The 22,629-nt window shown below is 61.6% G+C and carries 19 protein-coding genes; 11 read left to right on the top strand and 8 right to left on the bottom strand.

The window, feature by feature from the left end:
* Positions 1-29 precede the first annotated feature (29 nt).
* Positions 30-2,279 (bottom strand): TonB-dependent siderophore receptor, encoded by a 2,250-nt coding sequence (locus ACWKX3_RS09950; RefSeq protein WP_454541657.1) that lies wholly within the window; start codon positions 2,277-2,279, stop codon positions 30-32.
* A 250-nt stretch (positions 2,280-2,529) separates the two neighbouring features.
* Between ACWKX3_RS09950 and fes the strand changes: the two genes are divergently transcribed.
* The 3 genes from fes to entF are packed head-to-tail and all read left to right on the top strand — an operon-like array spanning position 2,530 to position 7,809.
* Positions 2,530-3,732 carry an enterochelin esterase gene (gene fes, locus ACWKX3_RS09945; protein WP_454541656.1) on the top strand — a complete coding sequence of 401 codons (1,203 nt, stop codon included), beginning with the start codon at positions 2,530-2,532 and terminating at the stop codon, positions 3,730-3,732.
* Positions 3,733-3,742: 10 nt separating this feature from the next.
* On the top strand, positions 3,743-3,955 hold the full coding sequence (locus tag ACWKX3_RS09940) for an MbtH family protein (protein ID WP_006177070.1): 213 nt from the start codon (positions 3,743-3,745) through the stop codon (positions 3,953-3,955).
* A complete protein-coding gene (entF, locus tag ACWKX3_RS09935) occupies positions 3,952-7,809 on the top strand; it encodes an enterobactin non-ribosomal peptide synthetase EntF (RefSeq protein WP_454541655.1) in 3,858 nt (1,285 codons plus the stop codon). The genes ACWKX3_RS09940 and entF overlap by 4 nt, the downstream gene beginning before the upstream one ends.
* An 82-nt stretch (positions 7,810-7,891) precedes the next feature.
* Here the strand turns inward: entF and fepC are convergent, their stop codons facing one another.
* The 3 genes from fepC to fepD are packed head-to-tail and all read right to left on the bottom strand — an operon-like array spanning position 7,892 to position 10,676.
* Positions 7,892-8,686, bottom strand: a complete 795-nt coding sequence (gene fepC / locus ACWKX3_RS09930) for an iron-enterobactin ABC transporter ATP-binding protein (RefSeq protein ID WP_006177072.1) — start codon at positions 8,684-8,686, stop codon at positions 7,892-7,894.
* Positions 8,683-9,672 (bottom strand): iron-enterobactin ABC transporter permease, encoded by a 990-nt coding sequence (gene fepG / locus ACWKX3_RS09925; RefSeq protein WP_454541693.1) that lies wholly within the window; start codon positions 9,670-9,672, stop codon positions 8,683-8,685. Before fepG ends, fepC begins: the two co-directional genes overlap by 4 nt.
* Positions 9,672-10,676 carry a Fe(3+)-siderophore ABC transporter permease gene (gene fepD, locus ACWKX3_RS09920; RefSeq protein WP_042320944.1) on the bottom strand — a complete coding sequence of 335 codons (1,005 nt, stop codon included), beginning with the start codon at positions 10,674-10,676 and terminating at the stop codon, positions 9,672-9,674. Before fepD ends, fepG begins: the two co-directional genes overlap by 1 nt.
* A 108-nt stretch (positions 10,677-10,784) precedes the next feature.
* On the opposite strand from fepD, the gene entS reads away from it, so the two are divergent.
* Positions 10,785-12,020: an enterobactin transporter EntS gene (gene entS / locus ACWKX3_RS09915; protein ID WP_337284751.1), complete on the top strand. Its 1,236-nt coding sequence runs from the start codon at positions 10,785-10,787 to the stop codon at positions 12,018-12,020.
* Positions 12,021-12,103: 83 nt separating this feature from the next.
* On the opposite strand, the gene fepB is transcribed toward entS, so the two are convergent.
* A complete protein-coding gene (fepB, locus tag ACWKX3_RS09910) occupies positions 12,104-13,063 on the bottom strand; it encodes a Fe2+-enterobactin ABC transporter substrate-binding protein (protein WP_137271750.1) in 960 nt (319 codons plus the stop codon).
* Positions 13,064-13,250: 187 nt separating this feature from the next.
* On the opposite strand from fepB, the gene entC reads away from it, so the two are divergent.
* Genes entC through entH form a run of 5 tightly spaced genes read left to right on the top strand, consistent with a single transcriptional unit; the run spans position 13,251 to position 18,081 of the window.
* Positions 13,251-14,426 (top strand): isochorismate synthase EntC, encoded by a 1,176-nt coding sequence (gene entC / locus ACWKX3_RS09905; protein WP_454541654.1) that lies wholly within the window; start codon positions 13,251-13,253, stop codon positions 14,424-14,426.
* Positions 14,427-14,435: 9 nt separating this feature from the next.
* Positions 14,436-16,046, top strand: coding sequence for a (2,3-dihydroxybenzoyl)adenylate synthase EntE (gene entE, locus ACWKX3_RS09900; protein WP_088207720.1), 1,611 nt, complete (start codon positions 14,436-14,438; stop codon positions 16,044-16,046).
* 10 nt (positions 16,047-16,056) lie between these two features.
* The gene (locus tag ACWKX3_RS09895; protein WP_058610632.1) at positions 16,057-16,911 is read left to right on the top strand and encodes an isochorismatase; all 855 of its coding nucleotides are present in this window, start codon (positions 16,057-16,059) and stop codon (positions 16,909-16,911) included.
* On the top strand, positions 16,911-17,666 hold the full coding sequence (gene entA / locus ACWKX3_RS09890; protein WP_454541653.1) for a 2,3-dihydro-2,3-dihydroxybenzoate dehydrogenase EntA: 756 nt from the start codon (positions 16,911-16,913) through the stop codon (positions 17,664-17,666). Before ACWKX3_RS09895 ends, entA begins: the two co-directional genes overlap by 1 nt.
* Before the next feature lies 1 nt (position 17,667).
* Positions 17,668-18,081 carry a proofreading thioesterase EntH gene (entH, locus tag ACWKX3_RS09885; RefSeq protein ID WP_006177082.1) on the top strand — a complete coding sequence of 138 codons (414 nt, stop codon included), beginning with the start codon at positions 17,668-17,670 and terminating at the stop codon, positions 18,079-18,081.
* A gap of 92 nt (positions 18,082-18,173) precedes the next feature.
* Here entH and ACWKX3_RS09880 read toward each other — a convergent pair whose 3' ends face one another.
* Complete coding sequence (locus ACWKX3_RS09880) at positions 18,174-19,286, bottom strand: M20 family metallopeptidase (protein ID WP_202561823.1); 1,113 nt, start codon at positions 19,284-19,286, stop codon at positions 18,174-18,176.
* A 288-nt stretch (positions 19,287-19,574) separates the two neighbouring features.
* Here ACWKX3_RS09880 and cstA point away from each other — a divergent pair, with 288 nt between their 5' ends.
* Complete coding sequence (gene cstA / locus ACWKX3_RS09875; RefSeq protein ID WP_006177085.1) at positions 19,575-21,680, top strand: pyruvate/proton symporter CstA; 2,106 nt, start codon at positions 19,575-19,577, stop codon at positions 21,678-21,680.
* A 60-nt stretch (positions 21,681-21,740) separates the two neighbouring features.
* Positions 21,741-21,938 (top strand): YbdD/YjiX family protein, encoded by a 198-nt coding sequence (locus ACWKX3_RS09870; RefSeq protein WP_006177086.1) that lies wholly within the window; start codon positions 21,741-21,743, stop codon positions 21,936-21,938.
* Here ACWKX3_RS09870 and ACWKX3_RS09865 read toward each other — a convergent pair.
* Positions 21,935-22,339, bottom strand: a complete 405-nt coding sequence (locus tag ACWKX3_RS09865) for a helix-turn-helix domain-containing protein (RefSeq protein ID WP_014069279.1) — start codon at positions 22,337-22,339, stop codon at positions 21,935-21,937. The two genes, ACWKX3_RS09870 and ACWKX3_RS09865, sit on opposite strands and share 4 nt — an antisense overlap.
* Positions 22,320-22,616, bottom strand: coding sequence for a type II toxin-antitoxin system RelE family toxin (locus tag ACWKX3_RS09860; protein WP_137271755.1), 297 nt, complete (start codon positions 22,614-22,616; stop codon positions 22,320-22,322). The genes ACWKX3_RS09865 and ACWKX3_RS09860 overlap by 20 nt, the downstream gene beginning before the upstream one ends.
* Positions 22,617-22,629 lie beyond the last annotated feature (13 nt).

Genomic DNA, 22,629 nt, shown 5'->3' with positions numbered 1-22,629 from the left:
GCAACCGAAGTTGCCGTTTTGCGTTCACCTTAGAAGTGCGTATTCACGCTCATGTACCAGGTTCGGCCTGGTTCATTATACGTATAGGCACCCGCCCCGTACATATACGCCCCGGTAGTGGCGTTGCCGGTAGTCTGGGCATTCCCCGCGCGCCACTGGCGCTTGTCGAACACGTTATCCACGCCGCCGGTCAGGCTGACGTTTTTGGTCACGTCCCAGGTCGCGCTCAGGCCAACAATGCTGTACGGGCTGACTTCGTCTTTCTCAGACCCGGTAACCGGCTGGCCCTTGTAGTTGTACTTCTTCGGCTGCTGCTTGCCGTACCAGGTGAAGGTCGACTGCAGGGAGACATCCTGACGCACCTGCCAGCTCAGCGTAGAGTTCAGCGTGTACTCCGGGATAATCGACAGACGGTCGCCGGTCTCTTTGTTCTTACTCTGCAGCATGTAGGTAATGTTGTTGGTCCAGTTGATCGTGTCGCTGACCGGCACGTTCAGGGAGCCTTCAAGACCTTCTACCACCGCTTTCGGCACGTTTTCCCACTGATAGATATCGGTGGTCACTTTGCTGGTGGATGTCTGGCCGATTGGTGCATAGCCCGCTTCAATCTTGTCGCGGTAGTCGTTGCGGAACCAGGTCACACCGGCCAGCCAGCCGTCGTGTTTCCACTCAAGGCCAATCTCTTTGTTGATGCTGGTCTCGGCTTTCAGATCGTCGTTACCCATCATGTAGCAGCCCACGCCGTCGGAACTTGCGTAGCAGCCCTGGCCTTTACTGTACAGCAGGTAGTTCGGGTTGGTCTGATACAGGCTCGGGGCTTTATAGGCGCGCGCGATACCCATCTTCAGGGTGAAGTCGTCGCCCAGACCTTGCGACAGGTTCAGGGACGGGCTCCAGTTGTTGCCAACGATGGTGTGATGGTCGAAGCGCAGCGCCGGGGTCAGCATGGTGCTGTCGGTCAGCTCCATGTTGTTCTCGGCAAACAGCGAGAAGATCTCCGCCGAGGAGTACGGGCTGCGATCGTCGCTCATGCCGGGAATGGTGCCGCCCTGCTGGGCCTGCGTATTAGAGGTCGAGTCCTTCATACGCTGCTGGTTCCACTCGGTGCCGAGCGTCAGGTTCTGGTTGACGAGGAAATCAATGGGCAGGTTGATCTCACTGTGCAGCATCACGTCGGCCAGGTCGGTGTCGGTGAATTTATTGCTGTTGAACAGACCTTCAAGGCCGCCCGCCAGGCCTTCGCCCAGACGCGAGTTGCGGGTGTGCTCGTACTGCGCCCAGTTGCTGGTGGTAATGCCGTTATCCCAGCCGCCGTTCCAGGTCACCGCGAAGTTCTGGCGATAAATACGGTTAGTCTCTTTACCGTAGTTTTTCTTCACCAGGCCGCTTGAGCTGTTGTCGTTGTTGGTGTTCTGGGTGTCGCCGGCGTAAAGGTTGTTCTGGCGGCTGTAGCCCGCCTCTAACTCCAGGGACTGCATAGGCGCAAAGTCCCAGCGCACCACGCCGTTGATGTCTTTGTTCTCGACCCCTTCACGGCCTGCCGGCAGCGTGTCGGCGTAGGCACCGGTACGGTCGGACTGATGGCCCTGGTTAATGTCCCATGCATCGGCCTGGGTTTTATCGAGGTTACCAAACATGCGGAAGCTGAAGTCGCCGCCCAGTGGGCCGCTCAGGCTGAAGTTGGTGCGCTTGGTAGACCCTTCGTCCTTGTGTTCCGGGGCGTTCAGGTAGGTGTTCCAGGAGCCATGCCACTGGTCATCGAATTTTTTGGTGATGATGTTCACCACGCCGCCTGCCGCACCGTTACCGTAGCGGGCTGCAGCCGGGCCGCGGATCACTTCGATACGTTCGATCATCTCTGGCGGCACCCAGCCGGTGTCACCGCGGGTATCGCGCTCGCCGCGCCAGCCGAGTCGGATCGAGTTGCGGCTGGTAACGGGCTTGCCGTCGATCAGGATCAGGGTGTTTTCCGGCCCCATGCCGCGAATGTCGATCTGACGGTTGTTGCCGCGCTGGCCGCTGGTAGAGTTACCGGTCAGGTTGACGCCCGGCATGGTGCGGATGATTTCGGCGACGTCGCGAGCGGGCGGGTTTTTACGGATTTCATCAGCCGTGATGGTTGATACGCCGGGTGCCTGCAGGTTCTGCTCTGCGGCGGTGATCACCATCGTGTCTTCGTGCTGCGCGCTGGCGGCGGTGTCGTCAGCCAGCGCAGGCATCGCGACGCCGTAAATCCCTAAGTTGACCAGCAAGGCCAGGGAGTGAATCTTCTTATTCATTGTACGTCCTGCTTTTCGCGCCGCATCCCCTGGTCTCCGTTCCCGAAAGGGAGAGGAGGCGGCATGTTGTCACCCGCCATTGCGTAAGCAGCCCTGTCCTCGAGCGCACACAATTCGTGGCATGATTAATTTATGAGCGCGCTTCCCACAGCGCGGGCACTACGCTATTGCAAATGCAAATAGTTATCAATAATATTATCAATAATTTTTGTCTTACAACAAAAAATGACTCGTTAAACATGAGGTTATAGTGACGGCGTTAACAACGGGAAGTGAAGCCTGGTGGCAGTCGAAAACCGGGCCGGAGTGGGTCCGCGATGGAGAGAAGTATCGCGTCACGTTCTGGTGGCGCGATCCGGCGGGCACGCAGGCCACATCGGCGACGCAGCGCGTCTGGCTCTATATCACTGGCGTCACCGATCACCATCAAAATGCTCGTCCGCAGTCTCTCGAACGCCTTCCCGATACCGATGTCTGGCAGTGGCGGGGCGATTTCAGCCCCGAATGGCGCGGCAGCTACTGTTTTATCCCTTCTGATAACGAACACGATTTTGCCGATGCGGTGTTTGCAGGCGAACAGCCGGACCGCATGGCGCTGCGTGAAGGCTGGCGCAAGCTCCTCCCGCATGCGGTATCCGACCCGCTGAACCCGCAGAGCTGGCGCGGCGGGCGCGGTCACGCCGTCTCGGCGCTCGAAATGCCCGAGGCCCCGCTACAGCCGGGCTGGAACCATCCTGAAACGCCTTACACCCAGCCTGTTTGTATTGAATGGAATAGCGCGCGGCTGGGCAACTGCCGCCGTGTCTGGATTTTTACCACCGGTGACGCCAGCCCCGAACGCCCGCTGGCGGTGCTGCTCGACGGCCAGTTCTGGGCCGAAAGTATGCCCGTATGGCCTGCGCTGACGGCGCTTACCGCGGCACGCCAGCTGCCGCCTGCGGTTTACGTGCTGATCGACGTCATTGATACCGCGCACCGCAGCCGCGAACTGCCCTGCAACCCTGCGTTCTGGCTGGCCGTGCAGGAAGAGCTTCTCCCGCAGGTGAAAACCATGACGCCCTTCAGCGACCGTGCCGATCGTACCCTGGTGGCGGGGCAGAGCTTCGGCGGGCTTTCCTCCCTTTATGCGGGCCTGAACTGGCCGCAGCGGTTTGGCTGCGTGCTCAGCCAGTCCGGCTCCTTCTGGTGGCCGCACCGTGGCGCGCAGCAGGACGGACTGCTTATCGAACAACTCAAAGCGGGTGAAATAACCGCACACGGGCTGCGCATTGTCCTTGAGGCCGGGCGCAACGAGCCGCTTATCTTCCGCGCAAATCAGGCGATTTACGCCGAACTACAACACACACAGCAACCGGTTATCTGGCGTCAGGTTGACGGCGGACACGATGCGCTTTGCTGGCGCGGTGGGCTGACGCAGGGGCTCATGACCCTCTGGCAGCCGCTTATTCACTAACGGAGTCTGTATGGAATTCAGCAATCCTTTCGATAATCCGCAGGGACAGTTCGCCATTTTGCGTAACGACCAGGCGCAGTACAGCCTGTGGCCGCAGCAGTGCGATCTGCCCGCAGGCTGGCACGTGGTCTGCGAGCCGCAGTCTCAGGAAGCGTGCCAGCAGTGGCTGGCCGAACACTGGCAAACCCTTGTGCCGTCTCATTTTGCGAAGGAGAGCGCATGAACCGTCTTCCTCTCGTCGCCGCTCAGCCGGGCATCTGGATGGCAGAGCAGCTCTCCTCCCTGCCAAACGCCTGGAGCGTGGCGCACTACACCGAGCTTAAGGGCGATATCGACGCGCCGCTGCTGGCAAAAGCCATCGTCGAGGGCATGATGCAGGCCGATACCCTGCGCACGCGTTTCACCGAAGATAACGGCGAAGTGTGGCAATGGGTTGATGAATCGATGATTTTAGCGGAACCGTCCGTAGTGCGCGTCGGTTCGCATGACGAAGCCGTGGCGCTGATGGAGGCCGACCTTCAGCAAAACCTGCGCGTGGACGGCGGTCAGCCGCTGGCGTTTCATCAGCTGATTCAGGTAGGCGAGGGGCACTGGTACTGGTATCAGCGCTATCACCACTTAGTGGTGGATGGCTTCAGTTTCCCGGCCATTACCCGCCAGATCGCCGCGATTTATCGTGCCTGGAAAAACGGTGAAGCTACCCCAGCCTCGCCGTTCACGCCGTTTGCCGAGGTGGTGGAAGAGTATCAGCGCTATCGCGACAGCGACGCATATCAGCGCGACGGTGCCTTCTGGGCCGAACAGCGCAGGCAGCTGCCGTCTCCGGTCTCGCTTTCCGCCGCGCCGTTGCCGGGCCGCGCGGCCACCACCGATATTCTGCGACTGAAAATGGATGCTGACCGCCACGCGTTTAGCCAGCTTGCGCAGGCTGCAGGGCAGGTGCAGCGTACCGATCTGGCGCTTGCGCTGGTGGCCCTGTGGCTGGGCCGCCTGACCGGGCGACTGGACTACGCCGCCGGGTTTATCTTTATGCGCCGCATGGGATCCGCAGCGCTTACCGCCACCGGGCCGGTGCTCAACGTGCTGCCGCTGGCGGTAAATATCGATCCGCAGGCGCGCCTGCCGGAGCTGGCGCTGCGCCTGGCGAACCAGTTAAAAAAAATGCGCCGTCATCAGCGCTACGACGCCGAGCAGATCGTCCGCGACGCCGGGCGTGCGGCGGGAGACGAGGCGCTGTTTGGCCCGGTACTGAACGTCAAGGTGTTCGATTACCAGTTGAATATCGACGGCGTGGAGGCCACCACCCACACGCTGGCGACCGGCCCGGTTAACGACCTTGAACTGGCGCTGTTCCCGGACGAGCAGGGGGGGCTGAGCATTGAGATCCTCGCCAATAAACAGCGCTACGATGAGGCGACGCTTAAGCGCCACGTCGCGCGCCTGAACGCGATGCTGGCCCAGTTTGCGGCCAATCCGGACCTGCGCTGCGGTGAGGTCGAGACCGTTTCGGAACCAGAGTACGCACAGCTCGCGCGCATCAACGACACCGGGCATCACGTACCGGCAACCACGCTGGCAGCACTGGTCGCGGAGCAGGCGAGCAACACGCCGGACGCCCCGGCGCTGGCGGATGCGCACGTTGAACTGAGCTATCGCCAGATGCGCGAGCAGGTCGTCGCGCTGGCGAAACTGCTGCGTGAACGCGGCGTGAAGCCTGGCGACAGCGTGGCGGTGGCGCTGCCGCGCTCGGTGTTCCTGACCCTGGCGCTGCACGGCATCGTCGAAGCAGGCGCCGCATGGCTGCCGCTCGATACCGGCTATCCGGACGATCGCCTGCGGATGATGCTGGAGGACGCGAAGCCGTCGCTGTTGATTACCACCGACGAGCAGCTGGCGCGCTTTAGCGATCTGCCTATCGCCTCCTTTAGTTACAACACACTATTGCCGGGCACGGATGTTGAACCTCTGCGGCTGGCGACGCCGGAGCAGACCGCGTACATCATCTTTACCTCCGGTTCGACAGGCCGCCCGAAAGGGGTGATGGTGGGGCATACCGCCATCGTCAACCGCCTGATGTGGATGCAGGATCACTACCCGCTGACCGCGCGCGACGTGGTAGCGCAAAAAACGCCGTGCAGCTTTGACGTATCGGTGTGGGAGTTCTGGTGGCCGTTTATCGCCGGGGCGAAGCTGGTGATGGCCGAGCCGGACGCGCACCGCGATCCGCAGGCGATGCAGCGCTTTTTCGCGCGCTACGGCGTGACCACCACCCACTTTGTGCCGTCTATGCTGGCGGCGTTTGTCGCCTCGCTGACCCCGGAAACCGCTGGCTGCTGTAAAACGCTCGATAAGGTGTTCTGCAGCGGCGAAGCGCTGCCAGCCGGGCTGTGCCGCGAGTGGGAGCAGCTTACCCACGCGCCGCTGCATAACCTCTACGGCCCCACGGAAGCGGCGGTGGACGTAAGCTGGTATCCGGCGTTTGGCCCGGAACTGGCGGCGGTCGAGGGCAACAGCGTGCCGATTGGCTTCCCGGTCTGGAACACCGGCCTGCGTATTCTGGATGCGATGATGCGCCCGGTGCCGTTTGGCGTGGCGGGCGATCTCTATCTTACCGGCATCCAGCTGGCGCAGGGCTATCTTGGCCGCCCGGACCTCACCGCCAGCCGCTTTATTGCCGACCCGTTTGCCCCCGGCGAGCGGATGTACCGCACCGGCGACGTCGCCCGCTGGCTGGAGAACGGCGCGGTGGAATATTTGGGGCGCAGCGACGACCAACTGAAAATTCGCGGGCAGCGTATTGAGCTGGGCGAAATCGACCGCGCGATGCTGTCGCTGCCGGACGTAGCGCAGGCCGTGGCGCACGCCTGCGTGATCAACCAGGCGGCAGCCACGGGCGGCGATGCCCGTCAGCTGGTGGGCTACGTTGTTTCTGAATCCGGCCTGCCGCTGGATCGCGATGCGCTGCTGGCAGCGTTGAAAGCGCAACTGCCGCCGCACATGGTGCCGGTGGTGCTGCTGCAAATCAGCGCGCTGCCGTTAAGCGCCAACGGCAAGCTGGATCGCAAGGCGCTGCCGCTGCCGGATCTGACCCGTACCCCCTCTGGGCGCGCACCCGAAACGGCAACCGAAATCGCCGTTGCCGGGGCGTTCTCCGCGCTGCTGGGCTGCGAGGTGAAGGATATCGAGGCCGATTTCTTTGCCCTCGGCGGACACTCGCTGCTGGCGATGCGCCTGGCGGCACAGCTGAGCCGCACGTGTGAACGCAAGGTCACGCCGGGGCAGATCATGGTTGCCTCGACGGTCGGCAAGCTCAGCGAACTATTGGGATCGCAGATGAGCGACGAGCAGGCGCAGCGTCTGGGGTATGAAACCCTGCTGCCGCTGCGCGAAAGCGACGGTCCGACGCTGTTCTGCTTCCATCCGGCGTCCGGTTTTGCCTGGCAGTTCAGCGTGCTGGCGCGCTATCTCAGCCCGCGCTGGTCGATTATCGGCATTCAGTCCCCGCGCCCGAACGGGCCGATGCAGCAGTGTGCGGATCTGGACGGCGTAATTGAACATCATCTGAAGACGTTGCGTAAGCAGCAGCCGCACGGGCCGTACTACCTGTTTGGCTACTCGCTGGGCGGCACGCTGGCGCAGGGCATTGCCGCGCGCCTTAGCGAGCAAGGTGAAACGGTGGCGTTCCTCGGCCTGCTCGATACCTGGCCGCCGGAAACCCAGAACTGGGCGGAGAAAGAGGCCAACGGTCTGGATCCGGACGTGCTGGCTGAAATCGAGCGCGAGCGCCAGGCGTTTATTGCCGCGCAGCAGGGGCAAGGCTCCAGCGAGCTGTTTACCGCCATTGAAGGCAATTACGCCGATGCGGTGCGGCTGCTCACCACGGCGCACAGCTCGCGGTTTGACGGCAAAGCGACGCTGTTTGTCGCCGAGCGCACGCGAACGATGGATCCGCAGGTCGCCTGGGCACCGTGGGTGGGTGAGCTGGAGGTCTACAGCCAGGACTGCGCCCACGTGGATATCATTTCACCGCAGGCGTTTGAGGGGATAGGACCGGTGTTGAAGGGGATATTGGGGTAGAGCATATGCCCGGTGGCGCTGCGCTTACCGGGCCTACGGGGGCAAAATGTAGGCCGGGTAAGGCGAAGCCGCCACCCGGCGATTACCGCCGACCCAGCGGCACCACCAGCGGCGTACCCGCCACCGGATCCTCAATAATCATGCAGCGCATGCCGTAGATCCGAGCGATCAGATCCGGCGTCACAATCTCTTTCGGCGCGCCCTGCGCCACGATCTCGCCGTCGCGCAGCGCAATCAGGTGCGTGGCGTAGCGGCATGCCTGATTCAGGTCGTGCAGCACCGCCGCCAGGGTATAACCCTGCGTGCGGTTCAGGTCGCTCAACAGCTCCAGCAGGTCAATCTGATGGCTGATATCCAGCCACGTCGTCGGTTCGTCCAGCAGCATGATCGACGTCTCCTGCGCGAGGACCATCGCAATCCACGCGCGCTGGCGCTGGCCGCCGGAGAGGGTATCCACGCTCTGCTGAGCAAGATCGGTGATGCCCGTTGCGCGCATGGCCCGGTTGACCGCGTCGTCATCCTCTTTGCGCCAGCGGGTGAACAGCGGCTGGTGCGGGTAGCGCCCGCGCGAGACCAGCTCCTGCACCGTGATGTCGCCCGGCGTCGTCGCGTTTTGTGCCAGCAGCCCAATACGTCTGGCCACTTCTTTGCTGGCGAAACGCTGGATCTGCTCCCCGTCGAGGAACACGCTGCCCGCCACCGGCGTCATCAGGCGGCTGAGGGTGCGCAGCAGGGTCGATTTACCGCAGCCGTTGGGGCCGATAATCGCCGTAAAGTGGCCGTCCGGAATGGCGACGGTCAGGTCCCGGGCAACGATCTTTTTGCCATAGCCGAGGGTTAAGTTTTCGCCGCGCAAGCGGGGGGTTGAGTCTGTCATTTCTTGCGTGACTCCTGAACGAGCAAGACGATGAGGTAAATCCCGCCAAGGCTGACGGTCACTACCCCCACCGGAAGTTGATACGGCATAAACAGCTGCTGGGCGCAGAGATCGGCGGCCAGCAGCAAAAGCGATCCGCACAGCGCTGCCTGGGTTAAGCCCCAGCGCGCGGTGCCGCTGACGCGCCGCGCTATGTGCGGGGCCACCAGCGCGATAAACGAAATCGGCCCGGCGATGGCGGTGGCGGCGGCGGTGAGCAACACGGCGACCAGCATCAGCAGCAGGCGTGAGCGCTCGACGCCCACCCCGAGTGCGCTCGCGGTGTCGTCGCCCATCTCCAGCAGGCGCATACGCCGCACCAGCAGCAGCGCGCCGATGAACATCAGTAAAATCAGCGGCGCGGCGGGCCAGACTTTGCCCCACGTCAGGCCGTTAAGCGAACCGGCGTACCACAGCCCGGCGGAGACCGCGGTCTCCAGCGAGGCCTGTAACAGCAGCCAGGTGTTGAACGCCATCAGCATGGCGCGGATGCCGATGCCGATGATGATCAGCCGGAAGGTGTCGATGCCGTTGCGCCAGGCCAGCGCCCAGATAAGCAGCGAGGTTAAAATCCCCCCGGCCATTGCCGTAAAGGTGATGGCCGTCAGGTGCTGACCAAACAGCACCATCGCCACCAGCACGCCGCTCCACGCCCCGGTATTAAGGCCCATCACGTCCGGGCTGCCAAGGGGGTTGCGCATCAGCGACTGGAAAATCGCGCCGCTGACCCCGAGCGCCGCGCCGACGAGGATCGCCATCGCTACCCGCGGCAGTCGCCACTCCGTGACCACCATAGTGATATTCCGCGGCGCGCTGCCGATCAGGGCATGTAAGACCTGTGTGAAATCGAGCGTCACCGCGCCGCTGCGCAGGCTCCAGGCCGCAAGCAGCACGATGGCGACCGCCAGCAGAGACACGCTGACCGCTAAACGACGGGAAGGGGCCATCATGCGCCACCTCCGCGCCTGCGGCGGACAAGGAATATCAGCACCGGCGCACCGATAAAGGCGCTCACCACCGAAACGCGCAGTTCGCCGGGCACCAGTACGCGCCCCAGAATATCGGCGAACAGCAACAGGGCCGGGGTTGCCAGCAGGGTGACGGGCAACGACCAGCGGTGATCGGCCCCCACCAGCCAGCGCGCCATGTGCGGCATCATCAGGCCGATAAAGGCAATCGGGCCCACCACCGCCGTGGCGCTACCGCACAGGACGGTAATCGCCAGTAAGCCGATTAACTGCGTGCGCGCCACGCGGTTGCCAAGCGCGGTCGCGGTGTCGCTGCCAAGACTCAGGCTGTTCAGCGCCCGGCTTAAAAACAGCGCCACGGCGGCGGCAATGATCACCGGGATCACCACCACGCTGAGCGTTTCCAGGGTGCGGATATCCAGCGAACCAGCCTGCCAGAAGCGTAATTGATCGTAGACGTCGGGGTTAAGCAGGGCGATGCCGTTAGATAACCCTTCCAGCACCGCCGCCAGCGCCACGCCTGCAAGGGTTAAACGCACCGGGCTGAGCTGGCCGCCGCCCTGGCTGCCGGTAAAGGCGACCACCAGCGAGGCCGCCAGTGCGCCGCAAAAGGCCATCACCAGCTGTTCTGACGGTGAAGTGAAGCCGAACAGCGCCGCGCCAAGCACGATGGCAAAGCTGGCACCGGAGTTCACGCCGAGAATACCGGGGTCGGCTAATGGATTACGGGTAAGGGTTTGCATCAGGGCACCGGCAAGGCCGAGGGCGCCGCCCGCCAATAGCCCGGCAAGGGTGCGGGGTAAACGGGCATCAAGCACGATAATGCAGTCGGCGCTCTGACAGCTGCCGGACAGCGCATCAACAATCACCGACGCGGGAAGCGGCTTCGCGCCGACCAGCAGACTGAGTGCCATCGCGAGGAGTAACAGCAGCAATAAAACGGGCACGGCAATGGCGCGCACCGCAGAAGAGGAAAACGACATAGCAACATCCATGATTTGATAATGATAGTAATTATCGTTATCTATCTTATTTGGCTATGTTAGCATGTGCCGCCATGAAATTGGTAGAAATACACTCAAGGCCTTGTCATGAATCAAAAATCCTGGCTGCTCAATCTAAGCCTGCTGAAGACCCACCCGGCGTTTCGTGCCGTCTTTATCGCCCGCTTTATCTCGATTTTATCCCTCGGCCTGCTCGGTGTGGCCGTGCCGGTACAGATCCAGGCCATGACCCACTCCAGCTGGCTGGTGGGGTTGTCCGTCACCTTAACTGGCGGGGCGATGTTTATCGGCCTGATGGTCGGCGGCGTGCTGGCGGACCGATACGAGCGTAAAAAGCTGATCCTGCTGGCGCGCGGGACCTGCGGGGTGGGGTTTGTCGGGCTGTGTCTGAACGCCATGCTGCCGGAGCCATCGCTGATCGCGATTTACGCGCTGGGGCTGTGGGATGGCTTCTTTGCCTCGTTAGGCGTGACGGCGCTGCTGGCGGCCACGCCTGCGCTGGTGGGGCGCGAGAATCTGATGCAGGCCGGGGCGATCACCATGCTTACCGTGCGTCTCGGTTCGGTGATTTCGCCAATGGTGGGGGGGTTATTGCTCGCCACCGGCAACGTGGCATGGAACTACGGGCTGGCAGCGGCGGGGACATTTATCACCACGCTGACGCTGCTGCGTCTGCCGCAGTTGCCGCCGCCGCCGCAGCCGCGCGAGCACCCGTTGAAATCGCTGATGGCGGCGATCCGCTTTCTGTTCAGCAACCCGCTAATTGGCGGCATTGCGTTGATCGGCGGCCTGCTGACGATGGCGAGCGCGGTGCGTGTGCTGTATCCGGCGCTGGCGGGCGAGTGGCAGATGAGCGCTTCGGAGATGGGTATATTATATGCGGCGATCCCGCTCGGCGCGGCCTGTGGCGCGCTGACCAGTGGAAATCTGGCGCACAGCGCGCGGCCAGGGCTGATCGTGCTGCTGACGACCCTGGCGGCGTTTATCGCGATTGGCTTCTTCAGCCTGATGCCGGTGTGGGCACTGGGCGTGCTGTGTCTGGTCATTTTCGGCTGGCTCAGCGCAATCAGTTCGCTGCTGCAGTACACCCTGATCCAGACCCAGACGCCGGAAGGGATGCTGGGCCGCATCAACGGCCTGTGGACCGCGCAGAACGTGACGGGCGATGCGATTGGCGCGGCGATCCTCGGGGGATTAGGCTCAATGATGACCCCGGTGGCGTCGGCGAGCAGCAGCGGGTTTGCATTAGCCCTTATTGGCGGGATTTTAGTGCTGGCGCTGGTGGAGTTGCGGCGGTTCAGGCAGCAGAGTGCTCCGGCGTGATTTTCCGGGTGGCGGCTTCGCCTTACCCGGCCTACATTTTGCACCCGCAGGCCCGGTAAGCGAAGCGCCACCGGGCGCAGGCATTACCCAAAAATTGCCTCTAAACGCTGCAACACCAGCATCGCGCTGTAATAATCCAGGCGGAAGGTTTCCGTGCCCAGCGCCCAGACGCGCTTGTTTTTCACCGACGGTAAATGGGCCAGCAGCGGATTGGCGTAAATCGCCTCTACATCCTTCTGGTCACCGGCAAACAGGAATAACCCTTCACCGTTCAACCCCGTCGCCAGGTTTTCTCCCCCCAGCTGAATTATATCGTGGCGTTTTCCCTGGCTTTTAGAGGTTTGCAGCCCGGCGGGGAGGTCGGCCAGCGTAAAACCCAGCTGGTGTAGCAGCTTGCCCTGCGCGGACTCCGGGGTCCACAGGTTGGCGCTGTGCGCGGCGGCTGTGTAAACGATGGCGTTCACCGGCTGCGGCGGCAGCGTCATCTGCTGTTTCACCTGCGCGAGCTGTTTATCAAACGCGGCGATGCGCCCGGCGGCCTGCTTTTCCTGACCGGTAATGGTCCCCAGCTGTGTCAGCAGTTCCTGCCAGCTCTTGTCGTCGTAGTTAATGACAAGCGTCGGCGCGATGGCGGAAAGCTGGTCGTAAAGCGCCAGCGCGGAATCCCCGCCGGTGGCGCTGATCAGGATCAGGTCCGGCATCTGGGCCGCTACCGCTTCGGCGCTCGGTTCGCCAATGTATAACCGCGCGAGCTTACGTTGTCTGGCGACATCCCCCCACTGACGCAGAAATCCTTGCGCATCGGCCACGCGGTTGTTTGGCGTGGTGGCTCCGCTGGCAACCACCGGCGCGTCAATCGCCAGCAGGGAGCCGGTTAAGGTCACGCTGGTAGAGACAATGCGCGTCGGTTTGCTCTCAAGGGTGTGAACGCCGTGGCTGTCGCTCACCTGACGAGGCCAGTCGGCGGCGGCAGCTGAGGTTAGTCCTAAAACAAAAAGTGCTGTTAAAAGAAGGGCATTACGGCAAATGGCAGGGAATTTCACAACGCGGCATCCTGTTTTTGTTGAAGTTAATGCTTCTCATTTTCATGATTGCGCGAGAGGGATGCAAGCGTTAGTCGCACAAGTTGCTTGCTCTGCGGTTGACACCGGGGCGCTGTGCGATTAGGTTAGCCGTCGAAAATATAAATGATAATCATTATTACTGCTTTTATCATTTTAGGAGGATGATATGGATACGTCATTGGCTGAGGACATCCAGCACACCGCGACCACGCTGCAATCAGACAGCTTTTTCTTTATGTCGCCTTATCGCAGTTTTACCACCTCAGGCTGTTTTGCCCGTTTCGCTGAGTCCGCCGTCGGCGGCGACGATCCGGCCGGCCATTTCCAGCAAAAATTAGCCCAGGCTTTCGGGCACGCAAAAGCCAGCGGCATTGCCCATCCGATCATGGTGGGTGCCATCCCGTTCGATACCCGCAAACCGTCGTCCCTGTTTATCCCACAACGCTGGCAGACCTTCTCTCGCCCGGCGCGCCAGCAATCTTCCCGCTATTTCTCCGGCGCACAGACGCTGAACGTGGAAAAGCGCACCGAGATCCCTGCTCAGCCCGTGTTTGAAGAGATGGTCGCCCGCGCTGCGGCGCTAACCGCGACCCCGCAGGTGAATAAGGTCGTGCTGTCGCGCCTGATTGATATCGATACCGACAAAACCATTGATAGCGGTGCGCTGCTTGAGCGTTTGATCGCACAGAACCCGGCAAGCTTTAACTTCCACGTTCCGCTGGAGGACGGCGGTGTGCTGCTTGGCGCCAGCCCGGAGCTGCTGCTGCGCAAAGAGGGCGCGCACTTTAGCTCGCTGCCGCTGGCAGGCTCCGCGCGCCGTCAGCCGGACGATGTGCTGGATCGCGAGGCGGGCAACAAGCTGCTGGCCTCTGAAAAAGACCGCCACGAGCACGACCTGGTAACCCAGGCGATGAACGCCGTTCTGGCACCGCGCAGCCATCAGCTGACCATGCCGTCTTCTCCGCAGCTGATCACCACGCCGACGCTGTGGCACCTGGCTACCCCGATTGAAGGCGAGGCGCGTGAAAACGAAAACGCCCTGACTCTGGCCTGCCTGCTGCACCCGACCCCTGCGCTGAGCGGTTTCCCGCATCAGGCGGCTAAACAGCTGATCGCCGAGCTGGAGCCGTTTGACCGCGAGCTGTTCGGCGGCATCGTCGGCTGGTGCGACAGCGAAGGCAACGGTGAGTGGGTGGTGACCATCCGCTGCGCGCGCCTGCATGAAAATACCGTTCGCCTGTTTGCCGGTGCGGGCATTGTGCCTGCCTCCTCGCCGGTGGGTGAGTGGCGTGAAACCGGGGTGAAACTCTCCACCATGCTCAACGTATTTGGCTTGCACTAAGGACGCATCATGACCATTCCCTTTACCCGCTGGCCCGAGGATTTTGCCCGACGCTACCGTGAGAAAGGCTACTGGCAGGATCTGCCGCTGACCCACATCCTGACGGATCAGGCCAACAATGACGCCGTGGCCATCATTGACGGCGAGCGTCGGCTGACCTATCGCGCGTTCAATCAGCAGGTCAACAACCTGGCCTCTGCGCTACAGGCTCAGGGGATCGTGCGCGGTGAAACGGCGCTCGTTCAGCTGGGCAACGTGGCTGAGTTTTACATCACCTTCTTCGCCCTGCTGCAAATCGGCGTTGCGCCGGTGAACGCGCTCTTTAGCCATCAGCGCAGCGAGCTGAACGCCTACGCCGCGCAGATTAAACCGGCGGTGCTGATTGCCGATCGCCATCACCCGCTGTTTGCCGATGAAGCGTTTCTCAATACCTTCGTGGACGAACACCGCTCGGTCCGCGTGGTGCTGCTGCGCGGCGATAAAGGCGAACATGCGCTGGAAACGGCGATTGCGCGCCCGGCGGATAATTTCATTCCGACCCCGACGCCTGCCGATGAGGTCGCTTTCTTTCAGCTCTCCGGTGGTAGCACCGGCACGCCGAAGCTGATCCCGCGTACGCACAACGACTACGATTACAGCATTCGTCGCAGCAACGAGATTTGCGGCATCACCGCCGATACCCGTTACCTGAACGCGCTGCCCGCGGCGCATAACTACGCCATGAGCTCGCCGGGATCGCTCGGCATCTTCACCGCTGGCGGCTGCGTGGTGCTGGCAAATGACCCAAGCGCTACGCTCTGTTTCCCGCTGATTGAACAGCATCAGATCAACGTCACCTCGCTGGTGCCGCCTGCGGTCAGCCTGTGGCTACAGGCGATTGCCGAAGGGGCGGGGAATGCGCAGCTGCGGTCTTTAACGCTGTTGCAGGTTGGCGGCGCTCGTCTGTCTGCCACCCTTGCCGCGCGTATTCCCGCCGAAATTGGCTGCCAGCTTCAGCAGGTGTTCGGCATGGCCGAGGGGCTGGTGAACTACACCGCGCTCGACGATACGCCGGAGCGCATCATGAATACTCAGGGCCGCCCGATGTGCCCGGACGACGAAGTGTGGGTGGCGGACGAGCACGGTAATCCGTTGCCGCGCGGAGAAGTCGGACGTTTGATGACGCGCGGGCCGTACACCTTCCGCGGATATTTCAACAGCCCGGAGCACAACGCCAGCGCCTTTGACGCCGACGGTTTTTACTGCTCCGGTGACCTGATCGCCATCGACGAACAGGGCTATATCACCGTGCAGGGGCGCGAGAAAGATCAGATCAACCGCGGGGGCGAGAAGATCGCCGCTGAGGAGATCGAGAACCTGCTCCTGCGCCACGAGTCTGTGATCCACGCAGCCCTGGTGAGCATGGAAGACAGCCTGCTCGGCGAGAAAAGCTGCGCGTATCTGGTGGTCAAACAGCCGCTGCGCGCGGTCGAGGTGCGTCGCTTCCTGCGCGAGCAGGGCGTTGCCGAATTCAAACTGCCGGACCGCGTGGAGAGCGTTGACGCGCTTCCGTTAACGCCGGTCGGTAAAGTCGATAAGAAACAGCTGCGCCTGTGGCTCGCGGAACGCGCACAGGGCTGAGGAAAAAAATATGGCTATCCCAAAATTAACCGCTTACGCGCTGCCAACCGCCGCAGACCTGCCGAACAACAAAGTGAACTGGACCTTTGAGCCAGAGCGCGCCGCGCTGCTGATCCATGATATGCAGGAATACTTCCTGAACTTCTGGGGCGAAAACAGCGCAATGATGGCGCAGGTGGTGGCGAACATCGCGAGACTTCGCGATTACTGCAAAGAACACAACATCCCGGTTTACTACACCGCCCAGCCGAAAGAGCAGAGCGACGAAGACCGTGCCCTGCTGAACGACATGTGGGGGCCGGGCCTGACCCGTTCGCCGGAGCAGCAGCGTATCGTCGCTGAACTGACGCCGGATGAAGCCGATACCGTGCTGGTGAAGTGGCGCTACAGCGCGTTCCACCGCTCGCCGCTGGAGCAGATGCTCAAGGAGACCGGCCGCAACCAGCTGCTGATCACCGGCGTTTACGCGCATATCGGCTGCATGACCACCGCCACCGACGCGTTTATGCGCGACATCAAGCCGTTCTTCATCGCCGATGCGCTGGCAGATTTCACCCGTGACGAGCACCTGATGTCGCTCAGGTATGTGGCAGGGCGTTCCGGTCGCGTGGTGATGACCGACGAACTGCTGCCGTCCGTTCCGGCTTCGAAAGCCGCGCTGCGTGAGCTTATCCTGCCGCTGCTGGACGAATCCGACGAGCCGATGGATGACGAAAACCTGATCGACTACGGACTGGACTCGGTGCGCATGATGGCGCTGGCGGCGCGCTGGCGCAAAGTGCATGGCGACATCGACTTCGTGATGCTGGCGAAAAACCCGACCCTTGATGCCTGGTGGGCGCTGCTTTCCCGCGAGGTGAAGTGATGGCGGGATTTGATTTTACCGGCAAAACCGTCTGGGTTACGGGCGCGGGTAAGGGCATTGGCTACGCGACGGCGCAGGCCTTCGCGGAGGCCGGCGCACAGGTTACCGGGTTCGATCTGGCGTTTACCCGGACGCATTATCCGTTTGCCACTGAAACGCTGGACGTGGCCGACGCCGCGCAGGTTAAAGCGGTGTGCGGACGGTTGCTGCAGAGCACCGCGCGTCTTGACGTTCTGGTGAACGCCGCCGGGATCCTGCGCATGGGCGCGACTGACCAGCTCTCGCAGGAGGACTGGCAGCAGACCTTCGCGGTCAACGTCGGTGGTGCGTTCAACCTGTTCCAGCAGACGATGGACACGTTCCGTCGCCAGCGGGGCGGGGCGATTGTCACCGTAGCGTCTGACGCGGCGCACACTCCACGCATCGGAATGAGCGCCTACGGTGCCTCGAAGGCGGCGCTGAAAAGCCTGGCCCTCACCGTCGGGCTGGAACTGGCGGGCAGCGGCGTGCGCTGTAACCTGGTTTCCCCAGGCTCCACGGATACCGATATGCAGCGCACCCTGTGGACCAGCGACGATGCTGAACGCCAGCGTATCCGTGGCTTTGGCGAGCAGTTCAAGCTTGGCATTCCGCTGGGTAAAATCGCCCGTCCGCAGGAGATCGCCAGCACCGTGCTGTTCCTGGCGTCCGATGCCGCAAGCCATATCACCCTGCAGGATATCGTGGTGGACGGCGGCTCCACGCTGGGGGCGTAAGATGATCTGGAAACGTCATTTGTCGCTTGAGGCACTGAACGCCACCAGTCAGAACACGATGGTGGCGCATCTGGGCATTGTCTATACCCGCCTTGGTGATGACAGCCTGGAAGCTGAGATGCCGGTGGACGCCCGCACCCATCAGCCGTTTGGCCTGCTGCACGGCGGAGCCTCCGCTGCGCTTGCGGAGACGCTCGGTTCTATGGCCGGGTTCCTGATGACCCGCGACGGGCAGAACGTGGTGGGAACGGAGCTGAACGCCACGCACCACCGCGCCGTGGCGCAGGGCAAGGTGCGCGGCGTGTGTCAGCCGCTGCATCTGGGGCGCACCAGCCAGAGCTGGGAAATCGTGGTGTTCGACGAGCAGGGACGGCGCTGCTGTACGTGCCGGTTGAGCACGATGGTGCTGGGGTAGGGTTGGGCCTGAATTGCCGGGTGGCGGCTTCGCCTTACCCGGCCTACATGCAGAGAGTAGGCCCGGTAAGCGAAGCGCCACCGGGCGGTGCCTTACAGCATCGAAACAACCCGTTTCAGCAACCGGATCCGCGGTTCAATCGACGTTTTGTCCAGCCACTCCGCCGGGCTGTGGAAGCCTGCGCCAATCGGCCCTAAGCCGTCGAGCGTCGGAATGCCGAGCGCCGCGGTATGATTGGCGTCGCTGCCGCCGCCGACCGCCTGCCAGGTGATGGCGATGTTTTCTTCTTTCCCCGCGTTCTCAACGAGCTGCATCAGCTGCTGAGTTGACTCCCCGGCCGCCATGGCTGGCTTATGATTCACGCGGCTTAGGGTGGTGGTCACGCCCTCTAAAAAGCCTTTTTCGCACAGCGCTTCAAGCGCCTGATTCACCCGGTCGTATTCATCGTTTTCCCAGAAACGCACGTCGAGTTCAGCCGTGGCGCTGTCGGCCACCACGTTGGCCGCACTGCCGCCGTTAATAACCCCGACGTTCAGGGTGGTGCCGCGCGTCCAGTCGGTGAGCGAATTTATCGCGGTAATCGCGTGTGCCAGCGCGGTGATGGCCGAGCGGCCTTTTTCCGGATCGTTACCCGCGTGCGCCGCCACGCCGCTAAAGGTGAGGTGATAGCCCGCCATGCCTTTGCGCGCCTTCACCAGCGAGCCGTCGGCGCGGGCCGCTTCGCACACCAGCACGCAGCGAGCGCGTTTTGCCAGCCCGCCGATCCATTCATGGGAATAGACCGAGCCGGTCTCTTCGTCCGGGTTCATCGCCACCGCAATCGACAGACGATCCTTGTCCGCCGCGTCCAGCGCGCGCATTGCCCACAATATATTCAGAAGACCGCTCTTCATATCCGATACGCCGGGGCCGTACAGCCGCGTCTCATCCTCGCGCATCGGGCGTTCGGCCACGGTGCCGGGGGCAAACACGGTATCGAGATGGCCAACCAGCAGCACGTCAAACTGCTCCGCTCCGGGACGGTTGCTGACAAACACGCCGGGGCCGACCTTGTCGCCCAGATTAACCTGCTCGGTGTGCCAGCCTTCGCGCTGCCAGAGCGCCTCAATAATGCCTGCCACGGTGGCGACGCCGGCGACGGTCTGGGTGCCGCAGTCGACGTTTACCAGGGTTTTCAACTCTTCAATGTATTGGTCAAGATTCATGTTCACGTCCTGTTCAGAAATGATGTGCATCAGCAGTTCGGTACAAACGTTGCGTCATTCTGGCCGGGTTACGTGCAAAAAAAATGATACAAATCATCCCGTAATAACGTGCCTGGCTGAAAAAGGTAAAAGTGTGACCGCTGACGGCGCGAAAGTGATCGGCTTAACACTGTGGTGTAAATGTCTGGTACGACCCCACATTATTGCGTTTCAAAGTTGTTAAATTTTGGCGGGTGTTCTAGAAACAAAATGTAACATCTCACTGTTTCACAACAACGGACACCAACTATGAACAACTCAGGGAAATACCTTCTGTGGGCAGGGCTCTCCGTTGTGGGAGCCTTTGCCCTGGGCTATATCGCCCTCAATCGGGGGGAGCAGATCAACGCGCTGTGGATCGTCGTCGCCTCCGTCTGCATTTATCTGATCGCGTATCGTTTTTATGGCCGTTATATCGCTAAAAACGTGCTGGGCGTGGACAGCACGCGCATGACACCAGCGGTGCGCCATAACGACGGGCTGGACTACGTGCCGACCGACAAAAAAGTGCTGTTTGGTCACCATTTCGCGGCCATTGCCGGGGCAGGGCCGCTGGTGGGGCCGGTGCTGGCGGCGCAGATGGGCTACCTGCCAGGGATGATCTGGATCCTCGCGGGCGTGGTGCTGGCCGGGGCGGTGCAGGACTTCATGGTGTTGTTCGTCTCTACGCGCCGCGACGGACGTTCGCTGGGCGAGCTGGTGAAAGAGGAGATGGGAGCCACTGCCGGGGTGATTGCCCTGGTGGCGACCTTTATGATTATGGTGATCATTCTGGCGGTGCTGGCGATGATCGTGGTGAAAGCGCTGACCCACAGCCCGTGGGGAACCTACACCGTGGCCTTTACCATTCCGCTGGCGCTGTTCATGGGGATCTACATTCGCTATCTGCGCCCGGGGCGTATTGGCGAAGTGTCGGTGATTGGCCTGGTGTTCCTGGTGTTCGCCATTATCTCCGGCGGCTGGGTGGCGGAAAGCCCCACCTGGGCGCCGTGGTTTGACTTCACCGGCGTGCAGCTGACGTGGATGCTGGTGGGCTATGGCTTTGTGGCGGCGGTGCTGCCGGTGTGGCTGCTGTTGGCCCCGCGCGACTATCTCTCCACGTTCCTGAAAATCGGCACGATTGTCGGGCTGGCGATCGGCATTCTGATTATGCGCCCGACCCTGACCATGCCCGCATTAACCAAATTCATCGACGGTACCGGCCCGGTCTGGACCGGCAACCTGTTCCCGTTCCTGTTTATCACCATTGCCTGCGGAGCGGTGTCGGGCTTCCATGCCCTGATTGCCTCCGGCACCACGCCCAAGATGCTGGCGAATGAAAATCAGGCCTGCCTGATTGGCTACGGCGGTATGCTGATGGAGTCTTTCGTGGCGATCATGGCGCTGGTCTCCGCCTGTATTATCGACCCGGGCGTTTACTTTGCGATGAACAGCCCGATGGCGGTGCTGGCCCCTGCCGGAACCGTGGACGTGGTGGCTTCTGCTGCGCAGGTGGTCAGCGGCTGGGGCTTTGCGATTACCCCTGAAACGCTGACGCACATCGCGAATGAGGTGGGCGAGCAGTCGATCATCTCCCGAGCGGGCGGCGCACCGACGCTGGCGGTGGGGATGGCCTACATTCTGCACGGCGCGCTGGGCGGGCTGATGGATGTCTCGTTCTGGTATCACTTTGCGATCCTGTTTGAAGCGCTGTTTATCCTGACCGCGGTGGACGCAGGTACGCGCGCGGCGCGCTTTATGCTGCAGGATCTGCTGGGCGTGATTTCGCCGAACCTGAAGCGTACCGACTCCCTCCCGGCCAATCTGCTGGCGACGGCGCTGTGCGTGCTGGCGTGGGGCTACTTCCTCCATCAAGGGGTGGTCGATCCGCTGGGCGGGATTAACACCCTGTGGCCGCTGTTCGGCATCGCCAACCAGATGCTGGCGGGGATGGCGCTGATGCTCTGTGCGGTGGTTCTGTTCAAAATGAAGCGCCAGCGCTATGCATGGGTGGCGCTCCTGCCAACCGCGTGGCTGCTGATTTGTACCCTGACGGCAGGCTGGCAGAAAGCCTTCAGCCCGGATAACAAGGTAGGCTTCCTGGCGATTGCCAACAAGTTCCAGGCGATGATCGACAGCGGTAAAATCCCGGCGCAGTACACCGAATCGCAGCTGTCGCAGCTGGTGTTTAACAACCGTCTGGACGCCGGGCTGACCATCTTCTTTATGGTGGTGGTTGTGGTGCTGGCGTTGTATTCTCTGAAAACCGCGCTGGCGGCCCTGAAAGTGGACAAGCCGACGGCGAAAGAGACGCCGTACGAGCGGATGCCTGAGAACCTGGATGAGATTGTGACCCAGGCGAAAGGGGCGCATTAACCTGTGTGCCGGGTGGCGGCTCCGCCTTACCCGGCCTACATTTCCTGTGAGACCAGAATCATGTTCGACACCCTCTCCAAAGCTGGTAAGTACCTGGGCCAGGCCGCCAAAATGATGATTGGCGTGCCGGACTACGACAACTACGTCGAGCATATGCGCGTCACCCATCCGGATCAGACGCCGATGACCTACGAAGAATTTTTCCGCGATCGTCAGGACGCCCGCTACGGCGGCAAGGGCGGGGCGAAGTGCTGTTAACCCTCTTTTGGTAAATAGAGGCTGATCTGCTCCTGCTTACAGCCGTAAATGGCCGCCAGCTTTTCGCGGGTGCGCTTTTGCGGGCGTGAGTCGATGGCCTCAAGCTGCGACACGGCGGACTGGCTGATGCCGAGTTTCTCCGCCACCTCCTGCTGTGATAGCCCGCAATGGATGCGCCACGCGGCCTGCAGGCTGACGTTCTGCCAGGTCATGATGCTGCATACTTCACCGGGCAATTCAACGTCATCCAGACTATCGTGTTCGACTTCAATATCCTCCAGATCGTCGTCGGTTTCGTCGTCAATCTCAGCCATCTGCAAGCACATGCGGAAGTATTCGTGATAAGGAATAACCACGTACTGCGTTTTACCGTTATCGTCCTTAATTAGCTGAACAGCCATATGTGGCTTTCTCCTCGTGCAGGTAAGTTGTTGATGTTCTGCGTTTGATGGCCAGAATATAACAATGGTCATCGGGATCGTCCCGAAGCGTATAGATGATGCGGTAATCGCCAACGCGAAGCCGGAAATGATTTTCTGCCATCGATATTTTTTTGATATCGGGCCGGGGAGCCGAGCTGTCATCCAGTTCGGTAAGCTTTACCTCAATGCGGCGCTGATACCGCTCGTCAATTCTGGAAAAAGCCTTTTTTGCACCATTAGACCAGACAATCTTCATCCGTACCTCCACT

The sequence above is a fragment of the Enterobacter sp. UPMP2052 genome, from assembly GCF_053709675.1.
The sequence above is the reverse complement of the archived record's forward strand: the minus strand, read 5'-3'. Positions and strand labels throughout refer to the sequence as shown.